The organism is Nocardia sp. NPDC058705, from assembly GCF_042749305.1.
GTDB lineage: Bacteria > Actinomycetota > Actinomycetes > Mycobacteriales > Mycobacteriaceae > Nocardia.
Window position 1 is genome coordinate 178,018 of record NZ_JBHYRN010000005.1, and the last position, 22,563, is coordinate 200,580.

Sequence of the window (22,563 nt, forward strand, 5' to 3'; positions counted from 1 at the left end):
GGCGATGTTGCCGGTTATTCTTCGAAGTGGGCTGATGGCGACGTCGAGATCGACGCTGTGTCACCATGTGTGCGAGTCATAAGTTACTAGAAATTCTCTCCACCGTAGCGAGAATGGTGATTAACTTAGCGGCGGAAGGATGTGATCACTATGACCACCGACACCCTGACCCTCGACCGCGTGCGCCTGCATATCCCCGACACTCACCGATCCCCTCGCAAACGGCCCGCCCAGCTCGCCGATGCCCTGGACTTCTGGATGTTCGCCGGCGCGGCCGCGAACGTGGCGATGCAGTTCGCGCACCAGGGCGTCGCGGCCGGGGTGATGGAGAGCAAGGTGGAATCCGGTGCGCTGATGGTGCACCCGTGGAAGCGCCTGCGCACCACCTCCGCCTACCTCGCCGTCGCCGTGCTCGGCACCGACGAGGACAAACTGGCCATGCGGGAGGCGGTGAACGTCGCGCACCGTCAGGTCCGATCGGGCCCGGAATCGAAGGTGAAATACAACGCCTTCGACCGTGACCTCCAAATGTACGTGGCCGCCGCCATCTACATCGGCTTCGAGGACACCCATCAACTCCTGCACGGCAAGATGACCACCGCCGAACTCGAAACGTTCTACCAGGGCGCCGACACCTTCGGCACCACCCTCCAGGTCCACCCCGACATGTGGCCGAAAACCCGCGCCGAGTTCGACCGATACTGGCTCGGCGCCTGCGAACAGGTCGTCTGCGACGACGAATTCCGTTCCTACATAGACGATCTCCTCCACCTACGAATGATCAACTGGCCCTTACGAATCCTGGCCGGCGGCCTACTACAGTTCCTCACCGCAGGCTTCCTGCCCCCACACTTCCGCGACCAAATGGCCGTCGAATGGACCCCCACCGACCAACGCCGCTTCGAACACCTCTTCCTCTTCGTAGGCTTCGTCAACCGCTTCATCCCCAAATTCATCAGATTCGCAGGCACCCACGCCATGATCCGCGACGTCCGCCGCCGAATCCGAAAACAGAAGCCCCTCATCTGATTCGGGAGCCGGTGGTGCCGAGGGCGGCGGCGGTGAGACAGGCGAGGGCGGCGGTGATCCAGAGGGGGGTGTAGGAGCCGTTGAGGTCGCGGATCAGGCCGCCGGTCAGTGCCATCGCGCCCGCGCCGAGTTGGTGGAAGACGCTGATCCAGCCGAAGGTGAGCGCGCTGTCGGCGCCGAAGTAGTGGCGGCACAGGGTCAGGGTCGGTGGCACGGTCGCGACGTCGAGAATGCCGAACACCACGGCGAAGACGACGAGGTCGGGCGACCATCCGCTGGTGAACAGCACCGGAAGCAGGGCCAGCGACACGCCGCGGCCGAGGAAGAACACCGCGAGCAGTAGTCGCGGCTCGATCCGATCGCTGAGCCACCCTGCGCCCACGGTGCCGAGGATATTGGTGACACCGATGATCGCCAGTAGACCCGACGCGGCGGTGGCGGCCATGCCGTGATCGTGCGCGGCGGGCGTGAAATGGCTCCACATCAGGCCGTTCGTGGTCGCCCCGCACAGTGCGAACATCGAGGCGAGAACCCAGAACCGGGTATCGCGCAGGGCGCGGAGCAGGGCGGCGATCGTGCGGGCGAACGGGTTGACCTGTCGATCCGTGGCGGCCGGATCGGCATCGGGATCCGCGCCGTACCGGATCGTGCCGATCGCGGCCGGGCTCTCGCGCAGGAAAACCAGCACGCCGAACAACGCCACCGTCGCCAGCGCACCGCACGCGAGCACCGGCGCCCGCCAGTCGGCCCGCTCGAGCAGCACCGACAGCAGCGGCAGCATCGCGAACTGTCCGAAAATGCCTGCCGCGGTGAGCAATCCGGTCGCGAGGCCGATCTTGCGGTAGAACCACCGGTTCGCCACCGTCGCGGCGAACACCGTCGTGATCGACCCGGTCCCGACCCCGATGGCGAAGCCGAACCACAGCACGAACCACACCACCGACGGGGTGAACGTCGCGGTCAGCACCGAACTCGCGATCAGCGCGAGCAGCGCCGACGTTGTGACGCGGCGGATCCCGTAGCGGTCCATCATCGCCGCGGCGAACGGCCCGACCACCCCGTAGAGCACCATGTTCACCGCCACCGCGGCACCGATTCCGGTGCGACTCCACCCCTTCGTCGCCACCAGCGGCTCGGTGATCAGACCCGCGATGGTGGCGAAGCTTCCCGCCGCGATCAGCGCGAGAGCGGCGACGGCCACCATCGTCCACGCGGGATGAAAACGGGGTGCCCGTCGGATCGTGCGCTGCTCGATATCGACTTCGGAAATGCTCACCGGAATCCTTCGCGTTGCTCGACGTCCTTACTCTCGTTTCTACCAACGAACGATCAGATTCGACAGTATGCACAATCTTGTCCATATGGACCGATCGGATACCATCGAGCGTATGGCAACTGAAGTTCGGGCGCCGATCGTGCGAGCGATGCGGAGCTGCCCCGTCGAAGTGAGCATCGCCGTGCTCGGCGGCGCCTGGAAGATGACAATCGTCAAGTACCTCCTCGACGAACCTCTGCGCTACGGCGAACTGCGCCGCAAGGTCGGCGAGGTGACCCCGCGGGTCCTCACCCGCCAACTGCGCGAACTGGAACAGGACGGCATCGTCAACCGCCACGCTTTCGCCGAAGTCCCACCGCGCGTGGAGTATTCGCTCACCCCGACCGGCGAAGCCCTACGCGGCTTCGTCACCGAACTGAACCGGTGGGGCGCGGAATACGTCGAGAGTGTGGCCGGTGCCTTGCGATAACGTCCTGAACTGGTATTTATCCGGCGCGTTCGATGGATTTCCCGGCGCTGCCCAGTAGCGTCGGAGCGCATGGATACAGTGATATTCGCGGCACTGCTGCTCGCGTTGGTGCTGATCTTTCGTGACAGTTCCCGGCGCGCGGTCCTGACCGCATGGTGGGTCGGCTTCGTATTGTGCGCGGTGCTGTTGAAGGTGCACATCACCAGTGGCCTCGGCCTCGGATTGACGTGGTGAGACGATGAGCGAAACAGCCGCCGTCGCTGTCGTCGAGGAGAAATCGGGTCCGCTCGGGTCGCTGCAGTATTGGCTCGCGGTGATTTTCGTGGTCGGGTGGAGTGCTGTCATCTGTGGCGGTTTCGCCGTCCAATTTCTGAACTGGGAGTATCCCTGCCCGCTGTGCATGCTGCAGCGCATGTTCATGGTGCTGGCCGCGCTGGGTGGCGCGTTCATCGTCCGCAAGGGCATGAACGGGACGATCGTCGCGCGCGATTACGCGGTCGGGTGGGGTCTGGCCATAATCGGTTGTGTCGGTGGCGCTTTCACCGCCTGGCGGCAGACGATGCTGCACATTCTGCCCGGCGATCCCGGCTACGGCGGTGAAGTCCTCGGCCTGCATCTCTACGTCTGGGCCTTGGTCCTCTACGTCGCCGCCATCACCACCCTCGGTGTGGTCCTCAGCCTCTCGTACTCGACCGCCGCGACCAGGATCCCGTCCTCGTTCGCGGTCATCGGCAAATGCGCACTGTTGTTCTGCGGCTTGGTGATTGCCGCGAACCTGGTAGTTGTGTTCGCGCTGGAGGGCTTCCACTGGAAACTTCCCGACGACCCGTCCTGCTACCAACTCTTCTACGATCTGGGCATTCTCGACGACGGTTGCGTGCTGCCCGAGAAGTAGGCGAATTCCGGTTCGAAGTGGAAGTTCCTGCCGCGCATGTACCTTCGGGGCATGGGGAGTTCAGTCGGACCGGTGTTCAGGTTTCGCGGTCCGGTGACGGTAGTGATCGCGATGGTGGTGGCGATTTCGGTCGTGTGCGTGCTGCCGAGGTGGTGGTGCGGCCAGGACGCCGACGGCTGGTATCGAGGTGACCCAGCGTTGCTCAGTGGACTCGCCGAGGAAATGGTGGCCTTCGAAGCCGCCGACGATCATCGACGAGCCACCGGCGGGGGAGACGGGATCGTCGGCATGTGGGGGCTGCTCGCCCATCAGATGACGGCGCAGGGTTTGGCGCAAGTATGTCTGGAACATCCCGAGTGGCGGGAACGGTATGCCCCGATCATCACCCGCGCTGCGGCCAAAAGTCTCTTGCCTCAGATGCGTGCCGAGTTCACCTCAGCGTGGCACGGCCGCGACGGGCTCGCCGATCTCGACAGCGCCGACGGTCACGCCTACCTCTCCTATCCGGCCCTCGCGCTCGGGATGGCGCGATGGATCGATCCGGCCTTCCCCGCAGACCTGGCCGTTCAGCACGATGCGATGGTCACCGCGCTCGAGCGGCGGCTGCTCGCCTCACCGACCGGGCTGCTCGACACCTTTCCCGGCGAGGCGTATCCAACCGATGTGGCGGCGGTCGCTGCGGCAATCGCGGTGCACGGCAGGGTGACGGGAGCCGATCACACGGTGGTCCTCACACATTGGGCGAAACAGGTGCGCGCGGTACAGATCGATCGGGACACCGGACTGGTGATCCAGCGGATGGGCACCGACGGCCGGGCCCACGACGCACCACGCGCTTCGGGAACCGGCCTGGCGGCCTATTTCGCCGGCTTCGCGGACCGGTCGCTCGCCGAGGAACTGGCAGCAGGGCTGTTCGGTCAGGAAAGAACCGTCCTCGGCTTCAGCGCGATCGATGAATACGGCGACGGCTACAGCGGTCCCGGCGACATGGACAGCGGCCCACTGATACTCGGAATATCGGTGTCAGCCACAGGTTTCGCCCTCGCGCCCGCCCGCGCCTTCGGCCACCAGGACAAGTTCACCCGCCTGTTTCGCACAGCCGACCTCTTCGGACTACAGCTACAGAGCGGAACCCGCACACGTTTCGCGACCGGCGGAGTGATCGGCAACGCGCTCATGCTCGCGTTCCTGTCCTCGGGACCGGAGCTGGCCCGATGAAAGTCCCGAGCGCACTGTCGGCCACGTGGCGCCTGTTCCGCATTCCGATTGTCCTGGCCGTGGTGTACCTCGCGTTGCATGCGATCCTGGCGGCGTCGTCGGCCCGACACGGGTATGGGTCACCCGATGGCCTCGGCGCAGGCTTCGTGATCCTCGCTGTTGTCGTGGTGGCGCTGCGCCTGGTGTTGATCATCGTCGTCCCAGCGGTTCTCGCTTACCGCATCGTGACGCTGGTCCTGGCAAAGGTCTCGCCGGTCGACGCGGAATAGGCGGCTATGGTGCCTCCACCGCACGCCGTTGCGCGCTGCCCGCCACATTCGTATTGTGCACCGAGCAGACCCACCAGCTGTCGTCACGTTCCGTGAAAACCCATGTCCCGCAGTTGGTTACCGAGAAATCCGGTGTCCGCAGCGTCTGCTCGACAGTCACGATCGCATGTCCGCCGGCAAGGAACCGCACCGCCAGAACCTCGAAGTGCGCCTCGGCGTCCGGACTCTTCCCCATCGCGGCCAGGTGGTAGGCGTGTAGTTCGTCCCAGTTCAGGAAGATCGAGCCCGCCGGATTGACGAAAACCACGTCGTCGGTGAAGACGCTGTCGAACGCCGCGGCATCCTTCGCCGCGAGCGCGGCCTCGAGACGCCCGAACACCCTCGTGATCGCAGCCAGGGCTGCGTTCTGATCTGTTGCGACGATGGCGGCTGTGGGACGCCCGGCATGTGTATCGACAGTCATCGTTCCAACATACGACTACCGCCCCGATGCTCTGCGGGCGCGAACAACGTAGTTCCGCGCGGAGATTCGAGCACAGCGCCGATTCGATGATCGAGATCAACCGGCTGGGCGGATGGAGCGTGATTGTGTCGGTCCGCGGTCATACCATGACGCCATGTGGGTTAGTGACGGGCAGATGTCGCGGCCGGACACGGTGTATCGGTCGTCGGGTCCGGGGTTCGGCGCAATTCTTATGTGTGCGTTCTTCTCCGTCTGCTGCGCGGAAGCCCTGACCGAGGGGCCGATCGGACTGATCGGGGGAGTGTTGGGGCTCCTCATTTTCGTTCCGATCACCCTGGGCTCCGCCTGGGAGTCCATCCGGCGCAAGCCCCTTTTGGTCATCTCTGATCGGGGTATCTGGCATCGAACGTCCGGTGAGGTCCGTTGGGACGCAATTGATCACGTACGAGTTCGCCGGGATCTTCCAAGTGGCATCGAACTCGACCTCGTTCCACTCGACCGCGATCCGGCCTTCGCGCAGGCGGCCGCCAGGTCGATTCCGCTGTCGGAACTGCAACTATCGACCGAGGCCGTGCTCTACGCGATGCGCAGGCACTGGCCGTCGATGGTGGCGTACGAGGTCGGTGGGTACTCAGAATCCGACGACGACACCGATGACGAGCATTGGTGCGAACTCTGCTGAGGATTCGACCGTTCAACTCGAACGGGCCGATGTGCTCACTGAACCCGAATATCTGGTTCTGCAAGGGGTCGAAACCTCCACAACTGTCTGACCATCGACACCAGATGCGCGCCGATGCCGGCGCCGGCCGCGTTCATCAGCACATCGTCGACTGATGACACCCGTCCGATGTCCAGGACATATTGGGCGATTTCGAGTGTCGCCGACAGCGCGGCACCGAGTATGAGCATCCGCCATACGCCGGTGAAGCGAGGGAATCGCAAGGGCAGCAGGAAACCCAGTGGGACGAACATCGCGGTATTCGCGCCGATCTGCACGATCGTGTCGAACGAGAACTCGCCCATTGTGGCGGCGAGATCGCGCAGCGGAACCACGCTGACGGACCGCGTACCGCCGGTCGGTGTCAGGATCATCCACACCCAGGGCAGCGTCCCCGCGACGATTCCCACTTCGGTCAGGCTGCGCTGCAACGCGATCGGCCGTTCGATTCCCGCGCGGGACCTCCACTCGAGCAACAACAACACGATGAGGGGAATCGCCGTGACCCCGATTCCCCACGCCACCAACACCGGCCCCCAGGCCTCCCATACTCGCCCCACGCAGGAAACTTACGTCGCCGCCATGCGTGCATGTGTCATCGGCTCTGCGACCGATCCGACTCGTCTCCCGCATGGGGCAGGCGCGCGATGCCCAGCGAAAGGTCCACTCCCAGTGGGCTGTCGCCACTGTCGAGCTGCTCGCCACGCACTTCCCGGCTTCGAATCTCCTGCTGCGTGTGCTGACTCGACGGAGCGAACAACGCCTGCAACTCCCCGAAAAGACCCGCAGCACTACCGGACCCGACCTTGCCCCGAGGCGCAATCCACCCCCGCACCTCAGCCAAGACGAACAAGCGGTCGAGGACCACGCCGAACACCACAACGCCGACAACCATCCACACCAACGGCATTTCCGTCCCTCCCGTCCGCTCTCCCGACGGTACCCCCGCAGGACACGAATGCGCCTCTAGAGCTCGCGCCGAACGATCTCGCCGCTTGTCGTTTTGCCAGGTGCCCGGACAACATCCGCAGCCTGCCCACGATCCAGCAGTGACCACCGGGCCGTGCGACTGAGAAGCCGTCAGTACAAGGCCATCGAACTGATCCTTCGCGGCACCGCACGCCGACTGATCGACTCAGCGGAACAGGTCGGCGTTCGCGGCGGCCCATGCGGCGAATGTAGTGGCGTAGCCGGTGAGATCGGCCACGGTGGTGGTAGCGAGCTGCGGGTTGTCCACCCTGGTGGCGAGGCCTTCGACGTACCACGGCGCGAAGTCTCCCATCGTCGGCTCGAGAAGTGCGATGTACTCGTGGGGTGACACCGTCACCAATGACAGGTCGCGGTCGATCGCTTCGGCCAGGTGCTGGAGAAGGCTTGCCCTGGTGAGGGTTTCGGGGCCGGTGAGGTTGTAGGTCATGCCGAGGTGCCCGGTGCCGAGTAGGATCGTCGCAGCGACACGAGCGATATCGTCCATGGCGATGGGGGCGTTCGCGGAATCCGGATACGGTTCGCGCACTTCGCTTGTCGCGCGAATCTGCGCCACCCAGTCGGTGGTGTTCTCCATGAATTCGCCCGTATACAGGTGAGTCCAACCGACACCCGACTTTTCAACCGCCTGCGCGATGGGCTGCCACTGGGTGGTGTCGTCGCCGGACAGATCGACAATGTGCCCGACCCCTGCCCGATGCGCCAAGTCGACTACCGCGGTGACGGTTTCGAGAGACGGTGCGAGATACATCCGGTCGATGCCCTCGAAGGCGGCGGGTAGGGAGGCCGGCCGCTTGAGGTAGCCCTCGACCACCTCGACCTCGGGCGGGAAGGCGGTGCGTTCCGGGTGGTTCGACAGTGCGCGAATGTCGTCGGCCCCCAGACTCACAAGGTGGTCTACGACCATACGGCCGATATTTCCGGTGGCACCTGTCACGAGAATCTTCATAACTCCTACTTCGGTCAGGGAGCCGCCAGTCACAGAAAGTCAGCCCGGTGATCACTGGCCCATTGCGCGAAGCTGCGCGGTGCTCGTCCGGTGATCTGATGGAAGGTGTCGGTGGGTGGAATGCACCCGGGGCCGTTGATCGAGTCGGCCCGCAGTTCGAGCATCCAGTCGGCGTACTCGGCCGGGACCCCGTCGCGGATCCAGTGCTCGAGCGCCTGCTGTGGGGTCAGCTCCTCGAATCGGATGATGTCGTCGATCGCCGTGGCGATGGTCTGGACCTGCTCGGCGTGGGTGATCTTGTCCGGTCCCGTGAGCGTGTAGGCGGCCCCGACGTGTGCGTCGGTCAGCAAGGCCGCGACGGCGACTTCGGCGATATCGGCTTCATGCACCCATGGGTATCCGGATGTGGGGTACGGCTCCCGGACGACGCGCTCGGCGCGGATCGACTCCGCCCAGCCCAGTGCATTGACCGCCAGCAACCCGGGCCGCAGATGGGTCCATTCCGCCCCGGTGGCCTCCACCCACTGCTCGAGTTCTCGATGGGCCTGCCGTTCTACGGCCAGATGCTGTTTGAGGTACTGCCGACCTGGTCCGGCCGGCTCATCGCCGGGCGGGAAACCGGCCGCTACCGCGGAATGCACCACGAACCGGCGCACGCCCGCCCGGACCGCGTGATCGACGAAGCGGCCGCCGGAGGCTGAATCGATGAAGCGGGCGCCCGACGTCGCGGCGACGTCGACGTGCGGGAACAGATAGACGCGCTCGACGCCCTCCAGAACGCCGGGCCAGGTATCGGGTTGCTCGAAGTCCCCATATCTCACATCAACCGCGGCGGGAAGGTGCGCGGTCTGCGGGGCGCGGGTCATCGCCCGCACCGCCTGCCCGGCATCGACCAGCTGGTGAACGAGGCAACGTCCGGTATTTCCGGTCGCGCCGGTAACGAGGATGGTCACAGTACTCCTTATCGAATCCGCTGATCAGCGAAAATCGGCCGCGTGATCGCGTGCCCATTCGGCCACGGTCGAGCACGTGTCGACCCGCTGTTCCGGTGACACCTGCAACCAGAGTCCTCAGGTAATCCTCCGACTCGAATCGCTACTCGATCGAAAGTAGTGCGGGTCGGAGCGCCTGCGCACATAGCTGTCAGTCTTCCCACACACTCTTGTGCGCGGCAATTTTGGTCTATCTCCGGGCGCTCTGGTTTGGCCGCGCGTGTCGATCTGCGCGATCGGCGCACAGTTCCCCATGTCGAAGATCAACATCGTTGACAGCTGGGGGATTACGGCGTTGACTTGGTTCACACAGCGAGGAAACTGCCATGAGTACGAGTAAGAAGATCGCGAATTCTGTCGAGGCCACCAAGGGGCGGGTGAAGAAGGTGATCGGGCGGGCTACGGGGAATCGGCGGCTCGAGGCTGAAGGTCGGGTCGAGCAGGTCAAGGGCAATTTGAAACAGTCCGGTGCCAAGATCAAGGACGCCTTCAAGAACTAGTTTCGTCGAACGAGACCTCGCAGTAGATCCTGCGCCGACCGTCGTGGACCGACCTCGACGGATCAACCACACGCAGGGTGATCAACATGCCGAAATCCTCATCGTCGTACGACAACTCGTCCACTGCCGTAGCCAGGGTGGCCCAGAACAGTATCTTCGAACGATTCGCCCGCGCGGGCTTGGTGATGAGCGGCATCGTGCACCTGCTCATCGGCTACATCGCCATCCGGCTAGCACTCGGCGGCGGATCGGGCACCGCCGACCAATCAGGGGCCATGACCGAACTCGCCGCCAAGCCGGGTGGAGTCTTCGCACTCTGGGTCGGTGTCGTCGCGTTCGGGCTGATGGCGTTGTGGCGGCTGGCCGAAGCGGCGCTCGGCAGTTCGTCCAGAGCTGACTCCGACAGCAAGAAATCCGAGGCCGTCAATCGTGTGAAGGCGTTCTCCTTGGCGGTGGTCTATCTCGCGTTCGCCGTCTCCGCCTTCGGATTCGCCCGGGGCGCAGGCACATCCAGTAGCGCACAGAGCACCGGGATCACCGCTGAGATGATGCAATCCTCCGTGGGCACGGTCGCTCTCGTCGCCGCCGGACTGATCATCATCGCGATCGGCGGCTACCACGTCTACAAGGGAGCGACCCAGAGTTTCCTCACCGACCTGCAAGGCGGCACGAGCACCCTGGTTCGCAGGTTGGGCACGGTGGGGTACGTCGCGAAGGGTCTGGCCGTAGCGGCCATCGGATTGCTGGTGATACTCGCGGTCGGCCGCTCGGACCCCGGCGAAGCCACCGGACTCGACGGCGCGTTCAAAACCCTTGGCGCACAACCTTTCGGCGCGACATTGTTGATCGCGGCGGGCGCGGGCATCATCGCTTACGGCCTCTACAGTTTCGCCATGGCGCGATACACCAAGATGTAGTCGACCTCGTGCATCACGGTCTTCGGCACATCGCCGCGGGACTGACGTGGACGCTGGCATTCACCTACCTGCTCGCCGAACTCGTCACCGCCACCGCCTGGAAAACGCCCTACAGCTTCCGCCACGACACGATCAGTGATCTCGGCATCACCACCTGCACTCAGAATGCCTGCTCGCCACTGCATTTGGTGATGAACGCGACCTTCGTCGCGCTCGGCGCACTCACCGTCGTCGGTGCGGTCGGACTGATCGACTACCTGCCCCGCGGCCCGCGCCAATGGTCGATAGTCACCCTTGCGATCGTCATCGGACTGAGTACGGCGGCCACCGGGCTGTTCCCGTCCGACGACGGCATCGTCGTGCACTTCCTCGCGGTGCTGCCCGCGTTCGTCTCCCGGCACATCGTGCTGATCCTGCTGGCGATCTGGCTCTGGAAACACCGCCGCCTCGCCGCGATCTGGTCAGGCTTGTGCGCCACCGCAGGCCTCACCGGCACCGTCTTGATGACGATCGGCCTGCAGATCGGCATCACCGAACGCCTCGTCTTCTACCCCCTCCCGATCTGGATGGCCGTCACCGGCACAGTCATCGCATTCACCGCCGTCCGCAGCGCGATACTGCGGCGGCCGACAAGGCTGCCGAACAAGGTGCTCCGCACGTAACCCCGCGAGCTGCCTGCTTACCGTCCTGTGACGAAAAGGATCGTGAGCAGGGGGAAAACCACCAGTGGTGTTGCGAAGACGAGGTTGGCGGGGGCGGAGTGGTAGAGGGCGTCGATCGGGATCCACGCCAAGACTGCCGCGAACGACTGACCGAGGACCACCAGCCACGCTCCCACCAACAGCGGGCCGCGCCCAGACTCCTGTCACCCGTGCAACCGCCGATTCGTTCCCAACCATCAGTTCCCCTCGTTCCCCGTTTCTCCTTCGCGCGCAACAGTATCGGCTCGATGTGGCGAGAACTCCTCGATTTCGACACGACCGCAATCCGGTCGGCCCCTGGTTCGCCGCTCAGCGATATGCCTTCTCCCACAGTCGGGCCCAGTCCCAGGTCGGTGCGGCGGGCTTGACGCCCGGCCTTGTCCTGGGGACCCGTACTCGTAGGGCGCCCGGTGCGATCGTGCACCGGACCGGGGTGCGTAGCAGGACGGACTCGCCGTCTACGCCGACCGGAATCTCCGGGGTGTCCGCGTCGACGATCAATTCGACCGCTGTCGCTTGCGAGAGGCCGCGCAGGCGGGTGCGGCGTAGGAGGTTGACCGCTTCCCGAGTGCTGGTCACCGACAGCGTCACCGCGCCGAGGACACCCCGATCGAGACGCGTGCGTCGGCTCAGGCCCGCCAGATCGCCGCTGCCGTACGGGTTGTTGCTCACCAGAATCGCCTGCGGACCGGCCACTGCGGTCGCGCCGATCCGGGCGACCAACTTCGGGCCGCGGTGTCCGGTGAGCAGGTCGGGCAGCAAGGCAAGCACTGTCGCGGTTTTGTCGTCGCGGTAGGCCGGGCTCCGCACGATCTCCGCGTAGACCCCGAACGAGGCGTTGTTGACGAAGGGACGGCCGTTGATCGTGCCGAGGTCGGTGCGCAACTCCACGCCGTCGTCGAGTGCGTCGAGTGAGCGGGTGGGATCGGCGCGATCCAGGCCGAGGTCCATGGCGAAGTGATTGCGGGTCCCGGCGCTGATCACCAGAAAGGGTACATCGTGTTCGACCGCGACCGCCGCGACGAGCGCCTGTGTCCCGTCTCCGCCCGCGACTCCGAGCAGATCGGCACCGTCGGCGACCGCTCGTCGGGCCAATGCGGTGACGTCGACGAGATCGGGCCCGTCGAGCAATGCGACCTCGGCGCCCAATTCCTCAGCCTTGCGCACCAGATCGAACTTCGCGACCTTGCCGCCACCCGAACGTGGATTCATGATCAGGAACGGTCGCTGCGGAGGCGGAACCGAATACTCCGGGACGGCCGCGTCGGCACCGCTCTCGCGCAGGGCAGCGTGGGCACAGCCGACAGCGCACAGCGACAACGCACCCGCGACCAACACGACCCACAACAAATTCGCCCGGATGAACAAGGCCACCACGATGATCGGCGCCAGCACCGCGACCGCCAGCGCGACCCACCGCAACACCCCGATCCGGGTGAGGAACCAATAGAGCGCCGCCACCGTGACAACGGCACCCGCCGCACCGGCGACGAACAAACTCACCACGCCCATCACGCCCGCGCTGACCACCGGCACCAGCACCGCGGCGACCACACAGGCGATGGCGGCGCGGGCCCACCACCGTTGACCGCGCTCGCTGGTGCTCACCCCGCTCACCCGCCTGCCGGTCTACTTCTTCGGAGCCGCTTTACGGGGTCGCGCACGACGAACGGGCTTAGCCGGGGCTTCCGCTGGTTCGTCACGCCAGCTGATCTCGATCTCGATTTCGGTCTTGTCACCGTCGATCTCGATTTCGATCTCCCACTGGAGTTGGTCGGCGACAGCGATTTCGATCGAGTCGCCGCCTGTCCCCAGCTCGACTTCGGAGCCATCGGCGAGGGCCTGCCCGATCGCGATGAGCCGCTCGGCGACCTCTCGACGGGAAAGCTCGGACTTCCGCTTGATCTCGATTTTCGGCACGACAACTCCTGTCTCAGTGGGACGTGCGGTGGTTTTCGGGCGAATCGGCCTGCAGGGCGATCCGCCGTGTCGAGGGCGGCGTGACCGCCATCTTCTCCGGTGCGTCGTCGGGCAGCGTCGACGCCCATCGGCCGTATCGGGCAGCGAGGGGAGCGGCGCCGAAACCGTGCGCCACGATCGACAACAGCACCGTCACCGAGGCGACGTCGACGAGGTGATCGGTGACGGCGGTGTTTCCCAGCTCCTCGAGTGCGATGAGCGCGAAGATCACGGTGGCCAGCCCGCGCGGGCCGAACCACCCGACGAACAACACCGTCGGCGGTCCCCAGCCGTAGCCGGCCATCGCGATGGCGACCGGAACGATCCGGACCAGCGTCAAGGCGCCGACCGCGATCACGTACGTGCGGACGGTCGCGTCGGCGAGCGCGGGCCCGACCAGTGCGGCACCGAAAGCGATCCACACCACGTACGACGCGAGAAGCCCTGTGGTCTCGGTGAATTCGGTTCGCGCGCGCAGTTCGGCGTTCGCGAGGTAACCGAACATGATGCCGCCGAGGAAGGCCGCGACGAATCCGTTGCCGTCGATGGCGACCGCCGCGAAGTAGCACAGCAGCGCCAGCGCGAAAACCGCCACCTGCTCGGAGAGCGGGGAGGTCCACCCGTGACCGCGACACCACCGCAACACCGCACCGCCCGCACCGCCGACGGCAACCGCCACCCCGACAGCGATCGACAGCGACCGCAGCGCGTCGATCAACCAGTTCTGATTGCCCAGCTGTCCCGTTTCGGAGGCGACAACAACGATGAGCACGGTCACCACCGGGGTGGCCAGGCCGTCGTTGAGGCCGCTTTCCACATTCAGCAGCCGACGGACCCGGGACGGCACCCTGGTGTCGGTGACGACGGCGGCGCCGAGCGCGGCGTCGGTCGGTGCGAGCATTGCCGCGATCAACGCGGCCGCCGCCCAGCCGTGCTCGGGGAACATCCAGTAGGCGAGTAGCGTCCCCGCGACAATGCTGAGCGGCAGGCCGATCAGCAGCAGGCGCAGCGCCGGTCCGCGATCTCGGCCCACCTCTCGCAACTGCAGGTGAGAGGCGTCGGAGAAGAGCAGCAGGGCCAGGGTGACCTCCGCGACGGTGAGCAGCCAGCCGACGTCCGCGTCCACCTGGACGATGCCGGTGTTCCCGGCGACGACACCGACCACCACGAACACCATCGGCGCGGTGATGTTCGCCCGGCCCAACCGACGTGCAGCGAGGGAATAGACGAGCACCGCGCCCAGCAGCAACAGCGTGATCGCCGTGTGATCGTCCATCGCTCCTCGTCTCGGTGGCACCATCGCCATACGCCCACCCTGTGTGCACGGTAGGCGCCGGAGACCGGACAGTCCTCACCCGTTTCGGGTGACCATCGTGGTGCGTCAGCTGGGCACCTTCGACGCAGTCGACACAGGAGCGTCCGGGCTCGTGCGGGGGTGGGGCACGGTGAAGGTGGCTAGGACCGAGGCGATGGCGACGGCGGAACATGACTGTGCATCAAGGCAATTCGATGCTGGCAAATTGTCGAATCAGCGAGCTCGCGGGTGGCGTGGGTCAGGCGGCGGAGGTCACCCGGTACGCGTCGTAGACGCCTTCGACGTTGCGCACCACATTGAGCAGGTGGCCCAGGTGTTTGGGGTCGCCCATCTCGAAGGTGAACTTGCTGATCGCGACGTGGTCGCCGTGGGTGGCGGCCGAGGCGGACAGGATGTTGACCTTCTCGTCGGTCAGTGCTTTGACAACTCCCAGGAGCAGGCGCGCGTGGTTGAGCGCCTCGATCTGAATGGCAACCAGGAACACCGACGAGGATGACGGCGCCCATTCGACGGTGACGATCCGTTCTGGCTGTACCTCCTGTAGCGCACCGGCATTCGTGCAATCGGTTCGGTGCACGCTCACCGCGCTACCGCGGGTCTTGAAGCCCAAGATTCCGTCGCCCGGTACCGGCGTGCAGCACTTGGCGAGCGCCGTGTGCCTCGTCGGGGAGCCGGGGACGAACACGCCCGAGTCGCCGGTGACACGCGGCCGGTTGGGAGTGGTCGACGGCGTTGAACGCTCGGCCAGCTCGTTCTCGATATCGTCGATTCCGCCAAGTTGGGCAATGAGCCGCTGCACTACATGACGTGCCGACACCTGATGCTCGCCGACAGCGGTGTAGAGCGAAGAGATATCGGTGAAGTGCAGTTCGTGCGCGACCGCGGCCATCGCTTCGCTGCTCATCAGACGTTGCAGTGGCAGCCCGATGAGGCGGATCTCCTTGGAGATCGCACGCTTGCCGCCTTCTAGAGCCTCGTCGCGACGCTCATTGGCGAACCACTGGCGAATTCTGGCCTTGGCGCGCGGGGAGACCACGAACTTCTGCCAGTCGGGACTGGGTCCGGCGTTCTGCGCTTTGGAGGTGAACACCTCGATGACTTCGCCGTTTTCCAGCTGTCGTTCTAGCGGCACCAGGCGCCCGTTCACCCGCGCGCCGACGCACTTGTGCCCGACCTCGGTGTGCACCGCATATGCGAAGTCGACTGGAGTGGACTTCTGCGGCAACGTGATCACGTCGCCCTTCGGGCTGAAGACGAAGATCTCGGGGACGCTCAGGTCGAAGCGCAGCAACTCCAGGAACTCCGCCGGGTCGGCGGCTTCTCGCTGCCAGTCAAGTAGCTGACGCATCCACGCCATGTCGTCGACCTCGGTGAAATCGCCGGAGCGCTTGCCCCTGGTCTCCTTGTACCGCCAGTGCGCGGCGATACCGAACTCGACCGCGTGATGCATGTCCTTGGTGCGGATCTGCACATCGAGAGACCTCCCGTCGGGGCCGACAACAGTGGTGTGTAGCGACTGGTACACCCCGTACCGTGGCTGGGCGATGTAGTCCTTGAACCTGCCCGCCATCGGCTGCCACAGCGAGTGCACGACGCCGATCGCGGTGTAGCAATCGCGCACGTCGTCGCACAGTATGCGTACGCCGACCAGATCATGGATGTCGTCGAAGTCGCGACCCTTCACGATCATCTTCTGGTACACCGACCAGTAATGGTCCGGGCGCCCCTCGACCACCGCAGTGATCCGCGCCGCGGCCAACGTGCGGTCGACAGCCGTGCGCACTTTTGTCAGGTAGGTGTCACGCGCGGATACGCGGTCGGCGACGAGGCGCGCGATCTCGTCATACTTCTTAGGGTGCAGGATCGCGAAGGCGAGGTCCTCGAGTTCCCATTTGACCTTGGCCATCCCGAGGCGATGTGCCAGTGGTGCGATCACTTCCAGGGTTTCCTTGGCCTTCTTGGCCTGCTTCTCCGGCGGCAGGAAACGCATGGTGCGCATGTTGTGCAACCGGTCGGCGACCTTGATCACCAGCACCCGCGGGTCGCGCGCCATCGCGATGATCATCTTGCGGATGGTCTCGGCTTCGGCGGCCGCGCCCAGGTTGACCTTGTCGAGCTTGGTGACACCGTCGACGAGGTGAGCGACCTCCTGCCCGAACTCTTCCTTGAGCTGTTCCAGGGAGTAGCCGGTTCCTTCGATGGTGTCGTGCAGTAGCGCGGCGACCAGGGTAATCGTGTCCATGCCGAGTTCGGCGAGGATGTTGGCGACGGCGAGGGGGTGGGTGATGTAGGGGTCGCCGGACTTGCGGAACTGCTTGGCGTGGCGTTCGTCGGCGACGTCGAAGGCACGCTGAAGCAAGCCGAGGTTGGCTTTCGGGTACAGCTTGCGATGGACGGTGGCCAGGGGTTCGAGGACCGGCTCGACCGCCGTGATGCCGCGCGGGCCTGGCATCCGGCGGATCAAGCGAGCGCGCACACGCCCGAAGACCGAGGTGGTCGACCCCGCCGAGGCATCGCCAGGTTCCCGCATCGGTGCACGCTGATGCGGATCGGCGACTTGCCCGTATCCCTCGGTGAGTCGGCGCAGGGCATCGATAGCGTCGACGGCGTCGGCCTCGCCTCGGCGATAGCCGATGACGCGGTAGAGCGACAGGGCCCGCATGTAGAGCTCAGCGGCCGCGCCGTATTCCTCTGTGGTCTCACGTACCTGGCCGAGGTTCTTGACGGCGTCGGCTTCGCCGAGCCGGAAGCCGAGGCCGCGGTAGATTATTAGGGCTTTCTGGTGCAGGTCGTCGGCCTGCCCATAATCCTTTGTCAGTCGGCGTAGGTCGCCGAGAGCGTTGAGGGCGTTGGCTTCGCCGTGGCGGTGGCCGAGGGCACGGTACAGAGTCAGCGCGTGCACGTACAGTCTGGCGGCTTGTTCGTAGTCACCGGTGATTTGTCGGATGTGGCCAAGGGCGTCGGAGGCGTCGGCTTCGCCCAGGGAGTGTTCGAGGTGGAGGTAGATGTTGAGTGCTTGCTGGTGGAGGTCGCCAGCTTGTTCGTAGTCACCGGTGATTTGTCGGATGTGGCCAAGGGCGTCGAGGGCGTCGGCTTCGCCCAGGGAGTGTTCGAGGTGGAGGTAGATGGTGAGTGCTTGCTGGTGGAGGTCGCCAGCTTGTTCGTAATCTCCCGTGGTCTCGCACAGGTGGCCGAGGGCGTCGAGGGCATCAGCTTCGCCGAGACGGTCGCCTAGCGTGCGGTAGATGCCGAGCGCCTGTTTGAACAGGTCACCAGCGCTCTCGTAGCTATCGGCCAGCCGGCGCATACGACCGAGATTCTTGAGGGCCGCTGCCTCGCCCGCACAGTGGGAGATTGCGCGGTACATGGTGAGTGCCTGTTCGTGCAGGTCGGTAGCTTGCTTGTAGTCTCCGCTGAGTTGTCTGATGCGGCCAAGGGCGTCAAGGGCATCAGCTTCCCCGAGACGGTCACCGAGCTGGCGTGCGGTAGTAAGCGAACGCTGGTGCAGTGTCGCGGCCAACGGCCACTGCCCATCGAATTCGAGCGATCTCGCCACCGGTGTGGTTAATACGACCATTCGGGCGCGGTCGCGACCGGCGGTGTGGTCCAGACAGGCCAGCAGGTTGTCCCGCTCGATGCGTAACCAGGTAAGTGCACGCAGTTGATCGTCGAATTTCGGCACAACAGCATCGCGTGCTCCGGCGGATGCCCGGGTGTCGTCGGCGCCGGTATGGATCGACGATGTCGGCCATCGGTCCGCGTGAGCGGCGGTGTACTGGTAGTAGTCCAACAGTCGGTGCACGGCGCTGGCAGTGTCAGCTTCCGAGTCCGAGTCGGTAGTAAGTCGATTTGCGTAGGAGCGCAGCAGATCGTGCAGCAGGTATCTGCCTCGGCTCGTCTCGTTGAGAAGATGATTTTGGTAGAGAGCGCGCAGCTCCCGCCCGGCGGTCGCGACATCCACCTCGACCAGTGCTGCCGCCGCGTACGCGTCCACCTCGCGCCCAGGGTGGAGGCCCAGCCGCCGAAAGATCTTCTGGCGCTGCGGTGGCAGAGCGCGGTAGGACAGGTCGAACGCGGCGCTGACCGCGGGGGCGTCGTCATCTAGCGCGGCCAGTCGATTGGCCGCCGCTCCGACCTCAGCGGCGTAGTCGCCGATGTCGGCCGCGGTCCATGTCTTGTGGTGCGCGAGCTGCCCTGCGACCAGCACAATCGCCAGCGGAAGGCATCCGCAGACATCGGCAATGCGAGCTGCCGCGTGCCGTTCGGCTTGGCCTGTGGAGTCGCGGCCGGTCACGGTGAAGACCAGATTCACCGCTGCGGAACGTTCGAGAACTTCCAGCGGCAGGGGGTTGGTGTCGGGCAGCATTAGCCGGTGCCTACTAGTAACCAGGGTCAGGCATCCAGAACCGCTCGGCAGTAATGGCTCGATCTGTTCGCGGTCGGCTGCGTCGTCGAGCACCAACAGCATCTTCCTGCCCGCGAGCAAGTTGCGCCACTGATCGCGACGCTCTGCCACGGTGCTGGGAAGGTTGCGTGGGTCGAAACCGATCGCGATCAGGAGGTCGGCCAGGACGTCGGCCGGATCCGACGTGGCTTGTCCAGGAGTGTGGGCGTGCAACTGGACGAAGTATTGCCCATCGGGGAACTGCGGTGCGAGTTGGTGGGCAGCGTGGACGGCGAGGGTGGTTTTGCCGATGCCAGCCATACCGTTGATCGCGTGAACCGCCACCGCTCGACTCCCGGACGCGGCGTCCAGGATCTGTCGTAATTCCCGGTCACGGCCCAGGAGATCACGCGGACGGGCGGGAAGGCTCGAGGTGACTGGTTCCCTCGGCGGCGGTGCTTGCGACGGGACCATCTGGATGGGTAAGTCGTCGCCGACACGCGCAGGTGCCGGGGCGATTGTGACGTTATGAGCGAATATCCGGTCGAGATTGATCCCCGATGGCAACTGGTTTGGCGACGCGGTCGGAGTGGGGGCTACCGGCGCGCCGAGGAAGGGTCCTGCGGGTCGGACTTTCCCGCCTTCACCGAGCCGATCTCGATATCGCCGTCGAAGGTGCCGCCTACGACCCGTACGCCAGTCCCGGTCGACTCGACGTGCTGAATTCGCAACGCCGCCGCGGTTACTCGCTCCAAATCCACACCCACTGCAGCGCCGGCCCCCGTCTCGTGGGCACGCACGGCCGCGAGTAGCGCTTGTGCTGCCGCGAGCAACTCGTGATCACTGTCAGCATCAGCGCGCTGGAGATCCTCGGCCAGGACCGAACGGCGAGCGGCCGAAGCGGGTTGCTGCTCCACTGATTCCACACCCGCCGACCCGACCCGATCCGACACAAGAGCCTTCAACTTCTCATACGCATCGGTCACCGCCTGCTTGGCGGTATCGCTCAACCCCGCGACCGCACCCACCGCTATCGCCTCGGCCACGATCGCGGGCACTGACTCCAACACGAGATCCCTCCCAGCTCCCCACACCGTGCTACCGGGCGCGGTCATCGATGTTCTGACCGCCGGATTCTACGCCCCCACCTTGAGCAGTCGAGCCGTATCCGCACCCGACAAAACCAGCGTTGAAGCTTGAAAAATACGGTGGGCCAACTGTATCCAGGCCGAGCACGTAGAGACAGGCGACGCCCAATGTAGCGCGTAGTTCACACCGAGGTGTTCGATGGTCGCCGCCGAGTCACGGCGCCCGATCAATCGCCGCCGTCGAAGTGGTCGATGCGGCCGTGTCGGCGGTCGTGTGGGGGCGCGGGACGGTGAAGGTGGCCAGGACCGAGGCGATGGCGACGGCGAAGCAGGCTGCCGTGTACCAGAGGTTTCCGGTGGGGTCGCCGTTGGTGGTCTCGCCGTCGACCGCGGCGAAGAAGTCGGGTATGGAAGCGATCCAGAGGGCGGCGAAGACAATGAGGTAGAGGGTGCTGAATCGTTGGACGAAGGGGTCGGTGTACTGCGGGAGTGTCGGAGTGCCCCGGCGCAATCGGGTCCACTGGCGAACCATCACGAAGGTGGCGACTACCGCTAGGACAGCCAGCTCCAGTGCGTAGACGATGCCGCGCACGGTGGTGCTGCTCATGCCGATGACGGTGGCCGGGAGGGGAAGCAGAAAGGTGCCGACGGAGGCCAGGAGGCCGATAACGAGTGTCCGCCAGGTCAATTCGAGGCCGGATAAGGACTTGCCCTCGTCGACGTGGCGACCGACGAAGTACTGCACGCAGAAGGCCAGCGACATCGGCCACAGTGCCGCGAACACGACCACGCTGCCCATCGGGACCGAATCGAACATCGGCTGATTGATGGGATTGTCGAGAGACCATTCCCACCAACGCAATTGGGGTCCGAGATGGTCGAAGATCTCGTAGAAGGCGTGGTGGACGAAGCCGACACAGGTGGCGCCGAGCAGCACGCCGTAGCGGCGGAAGATGCCGAGCATCCGGACGATGCCGAACGCCATCGTCGCCATCAGCGGGTAGATCGCGACGATGTAGAGGGGTAGGCGGCCCCAGAGGAAGTCGACCGTGAAGACATTGTGGGCGAACATCGTGTCGACGTGGGCCTCGATGCCGAACGCGGCCGGGAAGTACAGCGGCGGTTCGATGACGAACAGGTAGGCGGTGGCGCCGAACCACAGGACCAGGTTGGTGGGGTCGCCGTGGCGGTGCAGGCGCACGATCGCGTACCAGAGGGCGAGGACCGCGCCGACGACGATGGTGAGTTCGAGAACCGGCAGGGTCCAGTTCTCCAGGGCGAACGGGCTGCGGAACTCGACGAGTCCGCCCATCTCCGCGCAGGAGAAGCCGAGTTCGTGCGCCAGTTCGGCGAAGGTGGGGGAGCAGTGGTCGGGCATCGGGATCACCTTCTACGAGCTGACGGAATCAGCGGTGTACCAACGGGTTACGTCACAACCCTCGTCGTAGCGACGGAACCATTCGTCGGCCAGCGCGGGCAGCTTCTCGTGCGCCGGATTGTGCCCGGGCGTCTGACTGCGGATGATGCCGCCGAGGGCGACGAGTTGTTCACCCAGTCCGAGATCGTCGAACGCGCGCGGCATCGTCCCGTTGTCGGCGGGCTGGAGGAACGGCAGCCACCGGCGCAATGTCTGCGCCCTGCGGTAGTTGGCGAACATCGACAGCGCGTCGACCTGCCGATCCTCCAGCGGCACATGCTCGTTGAAGCCCGCGCACGCCACCCGGATCACGTGCAGCACGTGCCGGAAGATCGACACCGCCACCCGCATCCGGTACAGCTCGCTGTCGACCACCGAATTGAAGATGATCAGCGCCGAGCTGCGATGCTCGACCTCCTCGACGAAATGCCAGATGAACAGGGAGGCGACCCGGTCATCGCCCGGGGCGAACAGATTTTTGTCGTTGTCGAGCATCAGCTTGAACACCGGTGTGAACGTCGCCTCGAGGTCGGCGGTGTAGGCGAGGCGGTACTTCACCGGGGTCTCGGCGGTGAGCTTGTCGAACTCGCCGATCACCGCGTCCAGTGTCTCCTGTAGTCCGGGATAGCGGCGGATCAGCGCCTTCACGTGCTGGCGGTGGGCGTTGGAATGCTGACCCTCCTGGCGCATGAACGCATCGGCCTCCGCGGCCACTTCGGGGTCGGTGATCTGCGGTTTCGCCTGCGTGATCAGCTGCACGATCATCTTCTCGAAGCCGATCGCCAGGAACGAGACGGCATTGGCCATCGACGAGAACGCCGGATTCTGTGGGTTCCACAGAAACGGCACGTCGTAGTCGGCGAACGCGAAATCCATTTTGCGGACATGAAGGTCGGTCACGGTGGGTTACCTCGTTGTTCGGCCACTCGGTTGATGACGCAATCATACGAATGGTCCTTCGAGTGTATGATCACTTTGTTGGAATTCGCCCTGACCTGGGCTTGTGCTAGCGTC

General features: G+C 64.9%; 23 protein-coding genes and 1 pseudogene. 10 read left to right on the forward strand and 14 right to left on the reverse strand.

The features are described from left to right. Positions 1-150 precede the first annotated feature (150 nt). The gene (locus ACFW6D_RS09875) at positions 151-1,029 is read left to right on the forward strand and encodes an oxygenase MpaB family protein (protein WP_379326636.1); all 879 of its coding nucleotides are present in this window, start codon (positions 151-153) and stop codon (positions 1,027-1,029) included. Here ACFW6D_RS09875 and ACFW6D_RS09880 read toward each other — a convergent pair. Then, complete coding sequence (locus ACFW6D_RS09880) at positions 1,022-2,305, reverse strand: MFS transporter (protein ID WP_379326638.1); 1,284 nt, start codon at positions 2,303-2,305, stop codon at positions 1,022-1,024. The two genes, ACFW6D_RS09875 and ACFW6D_RS09880, sit on opposite strands and share 8 nt — an antisense overlap. A 112-nt stretch (positions 2,306-2,417) precedes the next feature. Between ACFW6D_RS09880 and ACFW6D_RS09885 the strand changes: the two genes are divergently transcribed. The 5 genes from ACFW6D_RS09885 (at position 2,418) to ACFW6D_RS09905 (ending at position 5,156) form a co-directional block, all read left to right on the forward strand. Beyond that, complete coding sequence (locus ACFW6D_RS09885; protein WP_379326640.1) at positions 2,418-2,774, forward strand: winged helix-turn-helix transcriptional regulator; 357 nt, start codon at positions 2,418-2,420, stop codon at positions 2,772-2,774. Positions 2,775-2,843: 69 nt separating this feature from the next. Beyond that, positions 2,844-3,008, forward strand: coding sequence for a DUF5993 family protein (locus ACFW6D_RS09890; protein WP_379326642.1), 165 nt, complete (start codon positions 2,844-2,846; stop codon positions 3,006-3,008). A 4-nt stretch (positions 3,009-3,012) separates the two neighbouring features. Beyond that, a complete protein-coding gene (locus ACFW6D_RS09895) occupies positions 3,013-3,669 on the forward strand; it encodes a disulfide bond formation protein B (protein ID WP_379326644.1) in 657 nt (218 codons plus the stop codon). Positions 3,670-3,762: 93 nt separating this feature from the next. After that, a complete protein-coding gene (locus tag ACFW6D_RS09900; protein WP_379326646.1) occupies positions 3,763-4,887 on the forward strand; it encodes a hypothetical protein in 1,125 nt (374 codons plus the stop codon). Beyond that, on the forward strand, positions 4,884-5,156 hold the full coding sequence (locus tag ACFW6D_RS09905; protein ID WP_379326648.1) for a hypothetical protein: 273 nt from the start codon (positions 4,884-4,886) through the stop codon (positions 5,154-5,156). Before ACFW6D_RS09900 ends, ACFW6D_RS09905 begins: the two co-directional genes overlap by 4 nt. A 4-nt stretch (positions 5,157-5,160) precedes the next feature. Here ACFW6D_RS09905 and ACFW6D_RS09910 read toward each other — a convergent pair whose 3' ends face one another. After that, a complete protein-coding gene (locus ACFW6D_RS09910; RefSeq protein WP_379326650.1) occupies positions 5,161-5,619 on the reverse strand; it encodes a YybH family protein in 459 nt (152 codons plus the stop codon). Positions 5,620-5,773: 154 nt separating this feature from the next. Between ACFW6D_RS09910 and ACFW6D_RS09915 the strand changes: the two genes are divergently transcribed. After that, on the forward strand, positions 5,774-6,301 hold the full coding sequence (locus ACFW6D_RS09915) for a hypothetical protein (protein ID WP_379326651.1): 528 nt from the start codon (positions 5,774-5,776) through the stop codon (positions 6,299-6,301). A 35-nt stretch (positions 6,302-6,336) separates the two neighbouring features. Here ACFW6D_RS09915 and ACFW6D_RS09920 read toward each other — a convergent pair whose 3' ends face one another. The 4 genes from ACFW6D_RS09920 to ACFW6D_RS09935 form a co-directional block, all read right to left on the reverse strand. After that, entirely contained in the window at positions 6,337-6,900 is a 564-nt protein-coding gene (locus ACFW6D_RS09920) for a VanZ family protein (protein ID WP_379326653.1), read from the reverse strand. A 35-nt stretch (positions 6,901-6,935) separates the two neighbouring features. Beyond that, the gene (locus ACFW6D_RS09925; protein WP_379326655.1) at positions 6,936-7,250 is read right to left on the reverse strand and encodes a hypothetical protein; all 315 of its coding nucleotides are present in this window, start codon (positions 7,248-7,250) and stop codon (positions 6,936-6,938) included. A gap of 225 nt (positions 7,251-7,475) precedes the next feature. After that, positions 7,476-8,276 carry an NAD(P)H-binding protein gene (locus tag ACFW6D_RS09930; RefSeq protein ID WP_379326657.1) on the reverse strand — a complete coding sequence of 267 codons (801 nt, stop codon included), beginning with the start codon at positions 8,274-8,276 and terminating at the stop codon, positions 7,476-7,478. A 29-nt stretch (positions 8,277-8,305) separates the two neighbouring features. Continuing rightward, positions 8,306-9,229 carry an NAD(P)H-binding protein gene (locus tag ACFW6D_RS09935; protein ID WP_379326659.1) on the reverse strand — a complete coding sequence of 308 codons (924 nt, stop codon included), beginning with the start codon at positions 9,227-9,229 and terminating at the stop codon, positions 8,306-8,308. Between the two features lie 365 nt (positions 9,230-9,594). On the opposite strand from ACFW6D_RS09935, the gene ACFW6D_RS09940 reads away from it, so the two are divergent. From ACFW6D_RS09940 to ACFW6D_RS09950, 3 genes are all read left to right on the forward strand, one after another. Then, entirely contained in the window at positions 9,595-9,768 is a 174-nt protein-coding gene (locus ACFW6D_RS09940; protein ID WP_379229844.1) for a CsbD family protein, read from the forward strand. 86 nt (positions 9,769-9,854) lie between these two features. Continuing rightward, positions 9,855-10,685, forward strand: a complete 831-nt coding sequence (locus ACFW6D_RS09945) for a DUF1206 domain-containing protein (protein ID WP_379326661.1) — start codon at positions 9,855-9,857, stop codon at positions 10,683-10,685. Between the two features lie 8 nt (positions 10,686-10,693). Further along, the gene (locus tag ACFW6D_RS09950) at positions 10,694-11,347 is read left to right on the forward strand and encodes a DUF998 domain-containing protein (protein ID WP_379326663.1); all 654 of its coding nucleotides are present in this window, start codon (positions 10,694-10,696) and stop codon (positions 11,345-11,347) included. A gap of 348 nt (positions 11,348-11,695) precedes the next feature. On the opposite strand, the gene ACFW6D_RS09955 is transcribed toward ACFW6D_RS09950, so the two are convergent. The 8 genes and pseudogenes from ACFW6D_RS09955 to ACFW6D_RS09990 all read right to left on the reverse strand — a co-directional run bounded on the left by ACFW6D_RS09955 (position 11,696) and on the right by ACFW6D_RS09990 (position 22,449). Then, on the reverse strand, positions 11,696-12,994 hold the full coding sequence (locus ACFW6D_RS09955) for a diacylglycerol/lipid kinase family protein (RefSeq protein WP_379326665.1): 1,299 nt from the start codon (positions 12,992-12,994) through the stop codon (positions 11,696-11,698). Positions 12,995-13,015: 21 nt separating this feature from the next. Further along, entirely contained in the window at positions 13,016-13,306 is a 291-nt protein-coding gene (locus ACFW6D_RS09960; RefSeq protein WP_379326667.1) for an amphi-Trp domain-containing protein, read from the reverse strand. 13 nt (positions 13,307-13,319) lie between these two features. Then, positions 13,320-14,621 carry a cation:proton antiporter gene (locus ACFW6D_RS09965; protein WP_379326669.1) on the reverse strand — a complete coding sequence of 434 codons (1,302 nt, stop codon included), beginning with the start codon at positions 14,619-14,621 and terminating at the stop codon, positions 13,320-13,322. Between the two features lie 277 nt (positions 14,622-14,898). Beyond that, positions 14,899-17,190 (reverse strand): RelA/SpoT family protein, encoded by a 2,292-nt coding sequence (locus ACFW6D_RS09970; RefSeq protein ID WP_379326848.1) that lies wholly within the window; start codon positions 17,188-17,190, stop codon positions 14,899-14,901. A gap of 168 nt (positions 17,191-17,358) precedes the next feature. Next, positions 17,359-19,518, reverse strand: a pseudogene (locus ACFW6D_RS09975) (ATP-binding protein); the annotation flags it as partial. A gap of 122 nt (positions 19,519-19,640) precedes the next feature. Continuing rightward, complete coding sequence (locus ACFW6D_RS09980) at positions 19,641-20,114, reverse strand: hypothetical protein (RefSeq protein ID WP_379326671.1); 474 nt, start codon at positions 20,112-20,114, stop codon at positions 19,641-19,643. 232 nt (positions 20,115-20,346) lie between these two features. Continuing rightward, positions 20,347-21,510, reverse strand: coding sequence for a hypothetical protein (locus ACFW6D_RS09985; protein ID WP_379326673.1), 1,164 nt, complete (start codon positions 21,508-21,510; stop codon positions 20,347-20,349). A 12-nt stretch (positions 21,511-21,522) separates the two neighbouring features. Continuing rightward, complete coding sequence (locus tag ACFW6D_RS09990; protein ID WP_379326675.1) at positions 21,523-22,449, reverse strand: metal-dependent hydrolase; 927 nt, start codon at positions 22,447-22,449, stop codon at positions 21,523-21,525. Positions 22,450-22,563 lie beyond the last annotated feature (114 nt).